Genomic DNA, 13,782 nt, shown 5'->3' with positions numbered 1-13,782 from the left:
GCGCTCCGCGAAGCCGAGAAGAGCCCACATGGAAATGTCATGGACGCATCAAAATCTCACCCGTCGCCGTACGCTCGCGGCCGCCACCGGCCTGGCCGCCGGCGCCTTCCTCCCCCACGCGGCCCACGGGGCCCACCAGTCCCACGGGCCCGCTCTCACGGCCGCCGCGGAGTACACGAACCCGGTGATCTGGCAGGACTTCGCCGACATCGACGTCATCCGCGTCGGCGACACCTACTACGCCTCGGCCTCGACGATGCACTACTCGCCGGGCGCACCCGTCCTGCGCTCCTACGACCTGGTGAACTGGGAGATCGCCGGCCACTCGGTGCCCCGCCTCGACTTCGGCGCCAAGTACGACCTGAACGGCGCCCGCGGCTACGTCAGAGGAATCTGGGCGTCGTCACTCGCCTACCGCCCGAGCAACAGGACCTTCTACTGGCTCGGGCAGATCGACTTCGCCCGGACGTACGTCTACACCGCCACCGCGGTGGAGGGGCCGTGGAACAGGCTGACGACGATCGGCACCCCCTACTACGACGCCGGGCTGCTCGTCGACAGCGACGACTCCCTGTACGTGGCGTACGGGAACACCGTCATCAGCGTGGCCCGGCTCTCGCCCGACGGCCGCGAGCAGGTCCGTACACAGGAGGTGTTCAGGACGCCGTCGAGCGTGGGCACCCTCGAGGGCGCCCGCTTCTACAGGATCAACGGGCAGTACTACATCTTCCTGACCCGCCCCGCGAACGGCCAGTACGTCCTGAAGTCGTCCGGTGGCCCCTTCGGTCCGTACACGATGCGGCAGGTCCTCCTCGACCTGCGCGGACCGATCCCCGGCGGCGGCGTCCCGCACCAGGGCGGCCTGGTGCAGACGCAGAGCGGCGCCTGGTACTACCTGGCCTTCGTCGACGCGTACCCCGGCGGCCGCGTGCCCGCCCTGGCACCGGTCACCTGGACCCCGGACGGCTGGCCCGTCGTGCAACTGGTGAACGGCGCGTGGGGCACGTCGTACCCCAGCCCGGCCGTACCCGCTCCGCCCCGCCCGGTCACCCCGATGACCGGCGTCGACACCTTCGACGGCACGGCCCTCACACCGAGGTGGGAGTGGAACCACAACCCGGACGACACCAGGTGGTCGGTCGGCGGCGGCCTGACCCTGCGGACCGCGACCGTCACCAACGACCTCTACTGGGCCCGCAACACCCTCACCCACCGCATCCAGGGACCCACTTCCACCGCGACCGTCCAGCTCGACTTCTCGGCGATGCGGGACGGCGACCGGGCCGGACTCGCGCTGCTGCGTGACTCCTCCGCCTGGATCGGCCTCAAGCGCGACGGCGGCGTGACCCGGGTCGTGATGGTCGGCGGGTTGGCCATGGACACCAGCTGGAACACCACCCACACCGGCACCGAACTCGCCGGCGCGTCCGTCTCCGGCGGCCGGATCTGGCTGCGTGCGAACGCGGACATCCGCCCCGGCGCGCCCCGCCCGGGCACCTTCTCCTACAGCACCGACGGCACCACCTTCACCCGCCTCGGGCCCGCCTTCTCCCTGGGCAACGACTGGCGGTTCTTCATGGGCTACCGGTTCGCCCTCTTCAACCACGCCACCCGGGCACTCGGCGGCGCGGTCCGCGTCGCGCGGTTCGAGCTGTCCGCACCCTGAACCGATCCGCCGAACCCACCACCGGCCCCACCCCTGCGAGGAGAACCGTGAACCCGCCGGAGCGGCCCGGCCGACGCCGGGCCCGCGTCCTGGGTCTGCGTCCTGGGCCCGCGTCCTGGGTCTGCGTCCTGGGCCCGCGTCCTGGGCCCGCGTCCTGGGTCTGCGTCCTGGGCCTGCCGGCCGCCACCCTCCTGGTGACACCCCCGGTATCGCGACCGACGCACCCGACGCCGTCCAGGCCTCCGTCCGCCTCCGTCCGCCCCGGACGGCCCGGGGCGGCCCGGGGCGGGCGGCCTCAGGCGGCCCGGTCCGGCGGCCACGGCGGTTCCTCGGCACCGCCGTGGCCACCGGACGGCTCGGTGACGGCACGTGCACCGCTCTGCCGGACCGCGGGTTCACCTCGGTCACCCCCGGGACCGAGATGAAGCGGGACGCGACCGGGCCGTCCCGCGGCTCGTTCGACCTCGGCCCCGCGGACCGGATCGTCGACGCCGTCAGGCGCTGGAGCGGACGACCAGGCGGGTCGGAAGGATCAGCGGGGTGGGCTCCCGCCCGTTGACGAGCGCGACGAGCATGCGCGCCATCTCCCGTCCGAAGGCCTCCACGGGCTGATGGACGGTGGTGAGCGGCGGATCGGCGATCCGGGCGACCGTCAGGTCGTCGAAGCCGACCACGGCGACGTCGGCGGGGACCCGTCGGCCGGCCTCCCGCAACGTGCGCAGCGCTCCCGCCGCCATGTTGTCGTTGGCGGCGAACACCCCGTCCACGCCGGGGTGTTCCGCCAGCAGTGCGGCCATGGCGCCGGCCCCGCTGGGCTCGGTGAAGTCGCCCTCCTGCGGAGGGAACGGATCGAGGCCGGCGCCCAGCACGGCGTCCCGGTAGCCGCGGTACCGGGCGCGCCCGGCCTCGGTGTCCAGACGCCCGCAGATCGCGGCCACGCGCCTCCGGCCGCGCGAGAGCAGGTACTCGGTCGCCTCGCGTGCTCCACCGGCGTTGTCGACGTCCACGTACCACCGGGGAGCCGGACCGACCGGGCGGCCACCGAACACGACGGGCATCTGCGCCTCGTCGGCCATGCGGGCCAGCGGATCGTCCTCGCGCAGCGCCATCAGCATGGCCCCGTCCGCGCCCTTGGAGCGAAGGAGCTCCTCGACCCGCTTGCGGCCCCGGTCGGAGGCGGCCAGGCACAGCATCAGATGCAGATCGGCCTCCTCCAGGGCGGCCGACGCCCCCACGATCACCCGGGCGAAGAAGGGATCGGCGAAGATCGACGGATCCTCTCCCGAGACGACCAGGGCGGCCGCTCCCGTCTGCCGCGTGGCCAGAGCGCGCGCGGTCGGGTTGGGTACGTACCCGAGTTGCCGGACGGCCCGTTCGACCGCCTCCCGCTTGGCGCGGCTGACGTGCGGAGCGTTGTTGAGGGCGCGGGAGGCCACGGAGCGGGACACACCGGCGCGTTCGGCCACCTCGTCGAGCGTCGGCTGCCGACGCGGCACACCCTCTGCCATGAACCACGGGCCCTTCCGTCTCGACCGGACGGGCAGCGTCTCACCTCGGCCCGTGCCGCTGCCACCCGCCCGGTGGAGGACGAGGGGGAACGCCGAGGGCCGTCAGCGACCGGCCGACCGGGAGCGCTTCCAGCTTCCGAGCCACAGGCCCTCCGACACACAAGTCGCAGAGGACGCTTGCGCGTTGACCCTTGACAGTCCAACCGCCCCGTCACACCATACCGATCACATCCCGACAGTTTTGCCGCGTTGTTGGGAGCGCTTCCAGTGGGAGCGCTCCCAGACATGGTCGCACCACCGCACTTCCTCAGCGCCTCGCACGCTCGGGACGAGAGCGTGCGGGGCATCCCTGCCAGGAGAACGAGGTTCCGTCATGCGCCGCAGACTCCGCGCCTTGGCCGCAGCGCTCTTCGCCCTGCCGCTGGCGTTCGCCGCCGCACCGTCCGCCCACGCGGCCGACCCGACCACCATGACCAGCGGGTTCTACGTGGACCCCGACTCCAGCGCGAAGAGGTGGGTGGCCGCCAACCCCGGCGACGGCCGGGCGGCCGCGATCAACGCGTCCATCGCCAACACGCCGACGGCCCGTTGGTTCGGCTCCTGGAGCGGCGCCGTCGACAGCGCCACGAGTGCCTACGTCGGGGCCGCGGACCAGCGGGACAAGCTGCCCCTCCTCGTCGCCTACAACGTCTACCACCGCGACTACTGCGGCGGGCACTCCGCCGGCGGAGCCGCTTCGCCGTCCGCCTACGCCGACTGGATCGGCCGGTTCGCCGGCGGGATCGGCAACCGCCCGGCCGTCGTCATCCTCGAGCCGGACTCCCTCGGGGACTACGGCTGCATGAACCAGGCGCAGATCGACGAGCGCGAGGCCATGCTCACGGACGCCCTCACCCGGTTCAACCGCCAGGCCCCCAACACCTGGGTCTACATGGACGCCGGCAACCCGCGCTGGGTCGACGCGGCGACCATGGCCCGGCGCCTCCACGAAGCCGGCCTCCGTCAGGCCCACGGCTTCTCGCTCAACGTCTCCAACTACTTCACCACCGCGGAGAACACCGCCTACGGCAACGCCGTCAACAGCGAACTCGGCGCCCGCTACGGCTACACCAAGCCGTTCGTCGTGGACACCAGCCGCAACGGCAACGGCTCCGACGGACAGTGGTGCAACCCCTCGGGCCGCCGCATCGGCACGCCCACCCGGACGGGCGGAGGAGCCGAGATGCTCCTGTGGATCAAGGTCCCGGGCGAGTCGGACGGCAACTGCGGCGTCGGATCCGGCTCCACGGCCGGGCAGTTCCTCCCCGAGGTCGCCTACAAGATGATCTACGGCTACTGATCCGGGACTCCGCCGCCCGCCGGGGTGACCGGTACTCCACCGGGACGGGCGGCGGACCACCGGGACGGGCGGTGGTCCGCCGGGACGGGCGGTGGTCCGCCGGGGCGGCGGGCGCTCCCCCGGCCGGCTCGTCACCGCCCCGGTCCTTCCTTGTCGATGCCACAGGCGTGTGGAAGGGTGAGGGGCATGACGAAGTACGTCGCACTGCTGCGCGGCATCAACGTCGGTGGCCATGCCAAGATCGCGATGAAGGATCTCCGCGAGCTGTTCGGCGAGCTGGGTTTCGACGAGGTACGGACGTACCTGCAGAGCGGGAACGTGGTGTTCGCCGACCCGGCGGGGGCCGCGCCCGGCGAACTGCGGGAGCGGATCGAGAAGCGCCTCGCCGACGGACTGGGCGTACCGGCCGGCGTGCTGCTGCGCACTGGCGAGTCCCTGGGCCGGACGGTCGCCGCCAACCCGTACCTGGACCGCGAGGACGACCCGACCAAGCTGCACGTCACCTTCCTCGCCGGGACGCCGACCGCCGAGCAGGCGGCCGCCCTGCGGACGCCCCCCGGGGAGACCGCCGAGTTCACCCTGCTCGGCGACGAGATCCACCTGCACGTGCCGGGCGGCTACGGGCGGACCAAGCTGAACAACGCGTTCATCGAGCGCCGGCTCGGCATCGTCGCCACCACCCGCAACTGGAAGTCCGTCAACGCCCTGCACGAGATGGCGTCCTGATGCGCGCCGTATGGAACGGCGCGGTGCTCGCCGAATCGGAGCACACCGAAGTGGTGGAGGGGAACCACTACTTCCCGCCGGAGTCGATCGACCGCCGCTACTTCGTGGCCAGTGGCACCACCACGTTCTGCCCGTGGAAGGGCACCGCCTCGTACTGGACGGTGCGGGTCGACGGGGCGTCGAACCCGGACGCCGCCTGGTACTACCCGGAGCCGTCGGAGGCCGCCGCGCGGATCCGCCACCATGTCGCGTTCTGGCGAGGCGTCACCGTCGAGGACTGACGGTGAGAAGGTGACGTGGCTTCTCCGACAGGTCTGGCTCACGGACCGACCGACGGACGTCTCGACCGTCTTGTACTGGATTCGTCGATCCGCTCGGAGAAGCCGCCTCGCACGCGACCGGACAGGCGTCCGTGACCTCGTAGGAACCTGGTCGAGAAGCCCCGCCGCTGTCCTGTCCGTCTGCCCGGCCGACGCGTGCCGCCCCACCGGGATCAGCGAGAGGAACGGCAGTACGGCAGAAAGACCGTCGGCGGGACAAAGGACCATCCGAAAGCACCAGTTGCCGGGTCGCGGACTACTCGGTGTGGTTCACTGCTGAGGTGACTCAGGAGTTGGAGATCCTCTCATTCGACTCGGCCGAAGCGTTCGAGACCTGGCTCGCCGAAAACCACGCGTCCTCCCCCGGTATCTGGCTCAAGCTGCGCAAGAAGGGCCCGGGAATCGTCGCGCTGGACTACGCGCAGGCCCTCGACGTGGCGCTCTGCCACGGCTGGATCGACGGCCAGAAGGGCAAGTTCGATGACGAGTGGTGGCTGCAGCGGTTCACCCCCCGGAAGGCGAACAGCAAGTGGTCCAAGATCAACCGGGACAAGGTCGCGGCGCTGATCGAGCAGGGCCGGATGCGTCCCGCCGGGCAGGCCGAGATCGACCGGGCCAAGGCGGACGGCCGCTGGGAGGCGGCCTACGACGGCGCGAAGGCCTCGACGGTGCCGGACGACCTGGCCGCCGCACTGGCCGCCGAGCCGGCCGCCGCCGCGTTCTTCGAGACCCTGGACCGGCAGAACCGCTACGCGATCCTGTACCGGGTCCAGGATGCCAAGAAGGCCGAGACCCGGGCCCGCCGGATCGAGAAGTTCGTCGCGATGCTGGCCAAGGGCGAGAAGCTCCACCCGTAGCCGAACCGCCGACCGTATCGCCCTGTGGGGTCGGGGACGCGGCCGGCGGGTGACCGGCCCTTCAGGACGGTGTGCCCCCGGTGGTGATCGTAGGTGTGCAGCCGTTGCGGGAACGCTTCGCGGCGCCCGGCTTCCGACCGGTGGGGGCGGGCGTGGGCCCACTCGTCCGGCAGGACGCGGTGGAAGCGTTCGACCGTGCCGTCGCATCGCGATCCACGGAGTGATCGTCACAAGCCGATCCGGTGCCGGCTGATCGGTTCGGCTGTCCGCTCCACGCGTGACCCGGACCACGGTGCTCGCTCGTTCCGTGTCGGCTCCTCGACCGCAGGAATGGAAATCCCACGCCACGAAGCCGCTGTCCCCCTGGAAGGCATCAGGTTCCTTCGAGCCCGCGGACGGTCCGCCGCTCGTCCGCGCCGATGTGAAGCGTGTCTTCCGCGGTGATGTGGAGGGCACCGGCCGGGGCGGTGGTTCACAGCTCGTCGGCCCACGTGGCCAGGCCGGTCAGGGCGCCCACCGGGTCGATGTCGGGGGTGCCGCGCGGCCACCAGTCGTCCCGGCCGGGCTCCGATTCGTACGGGTACCACAAACCGTCGCGGCCGAGGCGGAGTTGGACGTGGCCGTGGGGGTGGGTGAGGTGGTTGCGCCAGGGGCGGAAGGCGGGGAGGTCGGCGGCGCGGAGAAGGGGGCGGGCCCGGTCGAAGCGGCCGGCGGGCGGGTCCCAGAGGTCTTCCAGGACGGCGAGTCCGTCCGGGCCGCCCTGCCGCCAGGCGGCGACCGCGCGGGCCAGCTCGCCCGGGGTACGGCCGGCGGCGGAGGCGAGGGAGGCGTAGAGGGTGCGGCTGGTGGCGGTCAGTCCGGAGCCGGGACGCGCCGCGGCGAGCCGTACGGCGTCCTGCCAGAGGGTCAGGCCGCCGATTTCGTCGTGACCGGTGGTCAGCAGCGCGTGGGCGCGGAGGGCGGCGTCGGTGGCGAGCTGGTCGAGGACGAAGGAGTCGGGGCCGTCCGGCACGGCGGGGTAGGCCGGCGGCTGTCCGGGGTGCGCCGGCGGGGGCAGGGGCGCCGGCAGCGGCGGGAGCCGGCGTGCGGCGAGGGCGTCGGTGGCACGGACGCCCGGCACGGGTTCGGGTTCCTGCTCCTGGGCGGCGCGGGCCGCCCGCGCGGCGTTGCGGCGGGACAGCGTGTCGAGCAGTTCGCGTTCGCCCCGGCCGCGCAGCAGGAGCAGGACGAACGGGTCGGCGTCGAGGAGCCGCGCGGTCTGGTAGCACAGGGCGGCGACGTGCTTGCAGGGGTGTCCGTGGTCGGGGCAGCTGCACTGGGGGGCGAGGTCGCCCGGGCCGGGGAGCAGCGGCACGCCGCAGTCGGCGAGGGACTCGGGCATCTCCTTGTCGAGGAGCGCGGCGATGTGCCCGGGCCGCTCGACCGCGGCGTCCAGGAACCGCTCCCAGTCCTCGTCGCCGAGCGTGCGCAGACGTACCTGGACGCGGTAGGGGCGGGCCCGGCCGCCCCGCACGTAGGCCAGGACCAGGCCGGGCGTGACGGTGATGGCGTCCACGTGCCCCCGCTCGGCGTAGCCCCGCCCGCGCGCCAGCCGTTCGGCGTCGAGGGCGCCCTCCTCGAGCGCGGTGATCCAGGCGTCGCCCCACCAGGTCCCGGCGAATCCGCCGCCCTCCCCGGCCGGCCGGGGAGGGAAGGCGGCGAAGGTCCGGCGGTGCTCGCCGTCGCGGCCCGGAGCGGCCATGGAGCGGGGGACGGCGGGGCCATGGGCGGCCGGGACGGAGGTCGCGGGAGCCGGTCCGGCCGTCGGGGCGGGGGTCGCGGGAGCCGGGGCGGGCGTCGGGGCGGGCGAGGCCGAAGAACGGGGAGCAGGGCCGGGGGCGGCCACGGGGCGGGGGGCCGGACCGGGAGCCGTCACCGGGCGGCGGGCCGGGTCGGGGCCCGGGTGGGGCGAACCGCTCTCCCCGGATGCGGATCCGGTGGGCCCGGGGGCTTCGGCCGCTGCCGCGGGGTCGGTTTCCGACGGCATCCGGAAGGCGTCCTCGGCGAAGGTCCGTACGTCCCGCGCGCGGGCCTCGGCGGCACGGCCGCCGGGGCGGCCGGCGCTCGCGGCCGCGCCGGGGTTCGCGGCGGGAGCCGCCGCGGGGCGGGCGGCCCGGCGCGCGCTCGTCCCGTCCCCCGGTTCCCCGGTTCCCGGCGGCGTCAGCCGTGCCTGGGCGCGGGCCGCGCGCAGGGCCTCCCGTGCCACGTCGCCGGGCCGCGCGCCGGGCCCGCCGCGCGGCCCGTGGGGGTCCGGGGGTACGTCCGCCGCCGGGGGCACGTCGGTCCGCGGGGCCTCCTCACGGGCCCGGGGCGCGTCGGCCGCACGCCGCAGGGCGGCGCGGGCGGCGTCCCCCGGGCGGGACGGGGCACCTTCGGGCCGCCCCGTGCCGGACTCCGCGGGCGCGGCCTCCTCCCGGGGCAGGTCCCCGGGCACCTCGGAGGGTTCCGCGGGTGCCGGTGCCTGTGCTGATGCCGGTGCCGCGCCGTCCTCGCGCTCCCGTGCCGCCCGCAGGGCCCGGCGGACCGCCTCGGCCGGGCCGCCCGCTCCGGCCGGACCGCCCGTGCTCGCCTCCGTCATCACGCCTCCCTCCGCAGCCTGACCAGGTCGGACAGTTCACGGTCCGTCAGCTCGGTGAGGGCGGACTCGCCGGAGCCGAGGATCGCGTCGGCGAGGGCGCGTTTGGCCTGGAGCATCTCCGCGATGCGGTCCTCGACGGTGCCCTCGGTGATGAGCCGGTGGACCTGGACCGGCTGGGTCTGGCCGATGCGGTAGGCGCGGTCGGTGGCCTGTTCCTCCACGGCCGGGTTCCACCAGCGGTCGAAGTGGACGACGTGGCCCGCGCGGGTGAGGTTCAGGCCGGTCCCGGCCGCCTTCAGCGACAGCACCAGGACAGGGGTCGCACCGCCCTGGAAGCGGTCCACCATGCGTTCGCGCTCGGGCACCGGCGTGCCGCCGTGCAGGAGTTCCACCGGGACGGCGCGGCCGGCCAGGTGGGCGGTGATCAGCCGGGCCATGCCGACGTACTGGGTGAAGACCAGGGCCGAGCCGTCCTCGGCCAGCAGCGTGTCCAGCAGCTCGTCGAGCAGGGCGAGTTTGCCCGACCGGGCGGCGAGGGCGTCGCCGGTGGCGGGGTCCTGTTCCTTGAGGTAGAGCGCCGGGTGGTCGCAGATCTGCTTGAGCGCGCCGAGCAGCTTGAGGACCAGGCCCCGGCGGGCGATGCCGTCCGCCGTCTCGATGAGGTGCAGCGACTCGCGCACCACCGCCTCGTACAGCGCGGCCTGTTCGCGGGTGAGCGGGACGGGGTGGTCGGTCTCGGTCTTGGGCGGCAGCTCGGGGACGATGCCGGGGTCGGACTTCTTGCGCCGCAGCAGGAACGGGCGGACCAGGCGGGCGAGTCGCTCGACGGCCTCCTCGTCCTCGCCGTTCTCCACCGCGCGCGCGTGGCGGGCCCGGAAGGCCTTCAGGGGGCCGAGCAGGCCCGGTGTCGTCCAGTCCAGGAGGGCCCACAGCTCGGAGAGGTTGTTCTCGACGGGGGTGCCGGTGAGGGCCACGCGCGCGGGGGCGGGAAGGGTGCGCAGTGCCTTCGCGGTCGCCGAGAAGGGGTTCTTGACGTGCTGTGCCTCGTCGGCGACGACCAGGCCCCACGGCTGCCGGGCCAGGGTGTCGGCGGCCGAGCGCATCGTGCCGTAGGTGGTGAGGACGAAACCGCCGGTGAGGCCGTCCAGGGTGCGGTCGGAGCCGTGGAAGCGGCGCACGGGGACGCCCGGGGCGAAGCGCGTGATCTCCCGCTGCCAGTTGCCGAGGAGGGAGGCGGGGCAGATCACGAGGGTGGGTTCGGGGCGGGCCCGGCGCAGGTGGAGGGCGATGAGGGTGACCGTCTTGCCGAGGCCCATGTCGTCGGCGAGGCAGCCGCCGAGGCCGAGGGAGGTCATGAGGTCGAGCCAGGCCAGGCCGCGCAGTTGGTAGTCGCGGAGGGTGGCGTCGAGGCCGGGGGGCGGCTCGGCGGGCCGCAGGCCGGCGGTGAGGCGGTCGCGCAGGGTGGCGAGCGCGCCGACGGGGACCGCCTCCACGGTCTCGCCGTCGACCTCGGCGGTGCCGCTGAGCGCGACGGCGAGGGCGTCCACCGGGTCCAGCAGGCCCAGTTCGCGCTTGCGCGCCTTGCGGACGAGGGCGGGGTCGACGAGGACCCACTGGTCGCGCAGCCGGACGACGGGGCGGTGGGCCTCGGCGAGGGCGTCCATCTCGGCCTCGCTGAGGGGGTCGCCGCCGAGGGCGAGCTGCCAGCGGAACCGGAGCAGGTCCTCGCTCTCGAAGAAGCCGGTGCCGTCGGTCGCGGAACCCGGCGCGGGCCGGACCACCGCGGCCGCGCTGAGGTCCTGGGCGAGGTCGCGCGGCCAGTGCACGGCGACGCCGGCCGCCGCGAGGCGGGTCGCGGCCACGCCGAGGAGGTCGTTCAGCTCGTCCTCGGACAGGGCCAGTGCCTCGAGTGTCCGCGCGTCCTGCGCGTCCTGGTCGGTGAGGCGGGCGAGGGGCGCCCAGACCCGGGCGGCGCGCCGCAGGGCCAGGGCGGCGTCCACCCTGGCGCGCGGGCCGAAGGCGGTGTCGGCCCGGCCCTCCCACAGGTCCGCCGCGTCGGTCACCAGGGTCGGGTCGGCGAGGCTGTGCACCTGGACGACGGCCGCCCCGGCGCGCCGGGCTCCTTCGCCGTCGTCGAACAGGTCGTACGCCGACAGGTCGAGGCGCAGGGAGATCCGCACGCCCGCGTCCATGCCGGCGGCGACCTCGGCCGCCCAGTCCCGGGCGCCGGGCAGCCGCTGCGGCCCGCGGTCGGCGAAGGGCCTGCCGGATGCGTGGGGTGCGGCGGGGGTGCGGGGCAGGGTGTCGGCGACGGCGTCCAGGAAGGAGCGCACCAGGGCTTCCGGCTGCGGCAGGCGGAGGGGACCGGGGCCGGGCAGGGGGACTGCGTGGCCCTCGTACGGCAGGGCGGCGGCGACGGCGCGCAGGTGGGCGACGTCCTCCGGTTCGAGCGGGCCGGCCCGCCAGGCGTCGTGGCCGGCCGGGGTGAGGCCCGGCAGCAGCCGGCCGCGGGCGGCGAGCCGCAGCGCGTGCAGGGCGGCGGCGCCCCAGCAGGCGGTCGCGGGGTGGGCGGCGGGGTCGTGCCGGGCGCGCACCAGGAGCGGGAGGGCCGCCTCGACGGGCAGGGAGAGGGCGGGGGCCTGCCGGCGGCGGACCGATGCCCCGTGGCGGTGGACGACGGTCAGTTCGGTGCGCTCGGCGTGCGCCGGTCCGGGCAGCGGGCCGTCGTCCGGGTCCCAGAAGGCGACCCGGCCCTCGCGCGGGAGGGGCGCGGGCAGGAAGACGGCGGCGAGGTGCGCGCCGACGGGTTCCGCCGGGTGCCCGGCGACCGCGATCGTGCCGCTCATGTGGGGTGTCCACCTCCCGTCCGCGTGTCGGATCATTCGTCCACGACTCTACGGGCGGGGTCTGACAACCGGTCCGGAGGAGGTCCTCCGGAGGTCCGCTGGAGGCCCCCTGAAGACCCTGAGGGCCTCCGGAGCACCCAGGCAACACACCTAGGGCACGGTGCGCGAGACGACGTACACCATGGGGAATATCGGGTTGGCGGTGTTCACCACCACGTCCTGGGTGGGCTGGGGGGCCTTCTGCTTGCGGACGAAGCCGTAGTAGTCGCCGGGCCGGGAGCCGGGTCCGGAGAACTTCCAGCCGGTGATGCCGCGGTCGCGCTCGCTGATCGTGATGTCGTCCTTCTCCAGGTCGGACCGGCTGTAGCCGAGTTCGGCGAGGAAGGTGTCCAGACCCGCGTGGGTGGTCTGGAACTGGACGTAGAGACGGCTGGTGCGCCAGTTGTTCGTCTCGTAGTAGGCGACCTTGTTCGACGGGTGCGGGACCGGCACCTGGTAGAGACGCTGCTGGACCCTGGACGGCCAGGCCTCGGTGAGCCCGGTCGCCGAGTACTTGGCCTCCTTGTCCTTGCCGCTGTCGCGGCTCTGGTTGGCGGAGATCACCAGGTAGCCGGCCGGGACGCCGATGAGCAGCACGATGATGAGCAGGGTGAGCGCGCGGCGGCGGACCACGTGGCCGCGGGTCTCGGGCGGGCGGGGCGGCTCGTCCGGGGACGCGGGGCGGTGGGCGAGGGCGGCCGTCACGCGGTGTCCCCGGTGGCGCGGCGGGCGGCCTCCGCGAACCGCTCGAAGCGTTCGTGGCGCTCGACGCGGCGCCGGTTGGCGCGCCGGAAGCGGCGGGCGACGAGGCGGGCCAGGTCGGCGGCGCCGACCATGCCGGCCTCGGGGCCGAGCTGGGCGCGGACGATCCGGGCCTCCGGACGGTAGCCGCGTCCGGTGAGCTGCCGCTTGAACGCGTCGCGCGCGGGGCCGATGAGCAGGTCGTCGGCGGCGGAGACGCCGCCGCCGATCACGAAGCAGGACGGGTCGAGGGCGGCGGCCAGGTTGGCGATGCCGACGCCGAGCCACTGGCCGATGTCCTGGAGCAGTTCGATGCACATCGCGTCGCCCTCGCGGGCCAGCTCGGTGATCATCGGGCCGGTGATGTCACCGATCTGCCCCTTGACGTGCTCGATGATCCCGTACGCCACCGGGGAGTCGGCGGCGGCCAGTTCCTTGGCCTCCCTGACCAGCGCGTTGCCGCTGCTGTACTGCTCCCAGCAGCCGCGGTTGCCGCACGGGCAGCGGTGGCCGCCGGGGACCACCTGCATGTGGCCGAACTCGCCCGCGACGCCGTACTTGCCGCGCTTGACCTGGCCGTCCTCCAGGATGGCGCCGCCGATGCCGGTCCCGAGCGTGATCATGACGAGGTGGTCCTCGCCGCGGCCCGCGCCGAAGCGCCATTCCGCCCAGGCGGCGGTGTTGGCGTCGTTGTCGACGAGGACGGGCACCGCGAGGCGGCCGGCGATGCGGTCGCGCAGCGGCTCGTTGCGCCAGGACAGGTGGGGGGCGAACAGGACGCGGTTGCGGTCGGCGTCGACCCAGCCGGCGGCGCCGATGCCGACCGCGTGCACGTCGTGCCGGTCGGACAGGTCCAGGACCAGCTCCACGATCGTGTCCTCGACGACCTTGGGGCTCTTGGACTTGTCCGGGGTCTCCGTGCGGACCTTCTCCAGGATGGTGCCGTCCGCGTCGACGACGCCCGCCATCACCTTGGTGCCGCCGATGTCGATCCCGACCGTGGGCACCCGGGGTGCGGTCAGGTGGGAGCGGCGCTCGCGGGTGCCGACCGTGCGCAGCGCGGTGGCTCGGCGGGAGCCGATGGGGGCGGTGAGGTCGCGGTAGGTGCTCATCGTCGCCGATT

At 74.2% G+C, this 13,782-nt stretch carries 11 protein-coding genes and 1 pseudogene; 6 read left to right on the top strand and 6 right to left on the bottom strand.

What is annotated here, in order from left to right; all coding sequences use genetic code 11:
* The first annotated feature begins 28 nt into the window (after positions 1 to 28).
* Complete coding sequence (locus tag ACF09K_RS21930) at positions 29 to 1,666, top strand: glycoside hydrolase 43 family protein (protein WP_392245868.1); 1,638 nt, start codon at positions 29 to 31, stop codon at positions 1,664 to 1,666.
* A 340-nt stretch (positions 1,667 to 2,006) separates the two neighbouring features.
* The gene (locus ACF09K_RS21925; protein WP_392245866.1) at positions 2,007 to 2,225 is read left to right on the top strand and encodes an endo-1,4-beta-xylanase; all 219 of its coding nucleotides are present in this window, start codon (positions 2,007 to 2,009) and stop codon (positions 2,223 to 2,225) included.
* Here ACF09K_RS21925 and ACF09K_RS21920 read toward each other — a convergent pair.
* Positions 2,161 to 3,174: a LacI family DNA-binding transcriptional regulator gene (locus tag ACF09K_RS21920; protein WP_392245864.1), complete on the bottom strand. Its 1,014-nt coding sequence runs from the start codon at positions 3,172 to 3,174 to the stop codon at positions 2,161 to 2,163. The genes ACF09K_RS21925 and ACF09K_RS21920 overlap by 65 nt on opposite strands.
* 373 nt (positions 3,175 to 3,547) lie before the next feature.
* Between ACF09K_RS21920 and ACF09K_RS21915 the strand changes: the two genes are divergently transcribed.
* The 4 genes from ACF09K_RS21915 to ACF09K_RS21900 all read left to right on the top strand — a co-directional run bounded on the left by ACF09K_RS21915 (position 3,548) and on the right by ACF09K_RS21900 (position 6,416).
* Entirely contained in the window at positions 3,548 to 4,513 is a 966-nt protein-coding gene (locus ACF09K_RS21915; protein WP_392245863.1) for a glycoside hydrolase family 6 protein, read from the top strand.
* Between the two features lie 186 nt (positions 4,514 to 4,699).
* The gene (locus tag ACF09K_RS21910; protein ID WP_392245861.1) at positions 4,700 to 5,239 is read left to right on the top strand and encodes a DUF1697 domain-containing protein; all 540 of its coding nucleotides are present in this window, start codon (positions 4,700 to 4,702) and stop codon (positions 5,237 to 5,239) included.
* Complete coding sequence (locus ACF09K_RS21905) at positions 5,239 to 5,520, top strand: DUF427 domain-containing protein (RefSeq protein ID WP_392245859.1); 282 nt, start codon at positions 5,239 to 5,241, stop codon at positions 5,518 to 5,520. The genes ACF09K_RS21910 and ACF09K_RS21905 overlap by 1 nt, the downstream gene beginning before the upstream one ends.
* Positions 5,521 to 5,840: 320 nt before the next feature.
* The gene (locus tag ACF09K_RS21900) at positions 5,841 to 6,416 is read left to right on the top strand and encodes a YdeI family protein (RefSeq protein ID WP_392245858.1); all 576 of its coding nucleotides are present in this window, start codon (positions 5,841 to 5,843) and stop codon (positions 6,414 to 6,416) included.
* Positions 6,417 to 6,430: 14 nt separating this feature from the next.
* Here ACF09K_RS21900 and ACF09K_RS21895 read toward each other — a convergent pair.
* The 5 genes and pseudogenes from ACF09K_RS21895 to ACF09K_RS21875 all read right to left on the bottom strand — a co-directional run.
* Positions 6,431 to 6,619 (bottom strand): annotated as a pseudogene (locus ACF09K_RS21895) (IS481 family transposase); the annotation flags it as partial.
* Positions 6,620 to 6,888: 269 nt separating this feature from the next.
* On the bottom strand, positions 6,889 to 9,033 hold the full coding sequence (locus ACF09K_RS21890) for an SWIM zinc finger family protein (RefSeq protein WP_392245856.1): 2,145 nt from the start codon (positions 9,031 to 9,033) through the stop codon (positions 6,889 to 6,891).
* Complete coding sequence (locus ACF09K_RS21885; protein ID WP_392245854.1) at positions 9,033 to 11,879, bottom strand: SNF2-related protein; 2,847 nt, start codon at positions 11,877 to 11,879, stop codon at positions 9,033 to 9,035. Before ACF09K_RS21885 ends, ACF09K_RS21890 begins: the two co-directional genes overlap by 1 nt.
* A 150-nt stretch (positions 11,880 to 12,029) precedes the next feature.
* On the bottom strand, positions 12,030 to 12,623 hold the full coding sequence (locus ACF09K_RS21880) for a sugar kinase (protein ID WP_392245853.1): 594 nt from the start codon (positions 12,621 to 12,623) through the stop codon (positions 12,030 to 12,032).
* Positions 12,620 to 13,771, bottom strand: coding sequence for an ROK family glucokinase (locus ACF09K_RS21875; protein ID WP_392245851.1), 1,152 nt, complete (start codon positions 13,769 to 13,771; stop codon positions 12,620 to 12,622). Before ACF09K_RS21875 ends, ACF09K_RS21880 begins: the two co-directional genes overlap by 4 nt.
* Positions 13,772 to 13,782: the final 11 nt, after the last annotated feature.

Origin of the sequence: Streptomyces sp. NPDC014882 (assembly GCF_043081325.1) — a bacterium.
GTDB lineage: Bacteria > Actinomycetota > Actinomycetes > Streptomycetales > Streptomycetaceae > Streptomyces.
The sequence above is the reverse complement of the archived record's forward strand: the minus strand, read 5'-3'. Positions and strand labels throughout refer to the sequence as shown.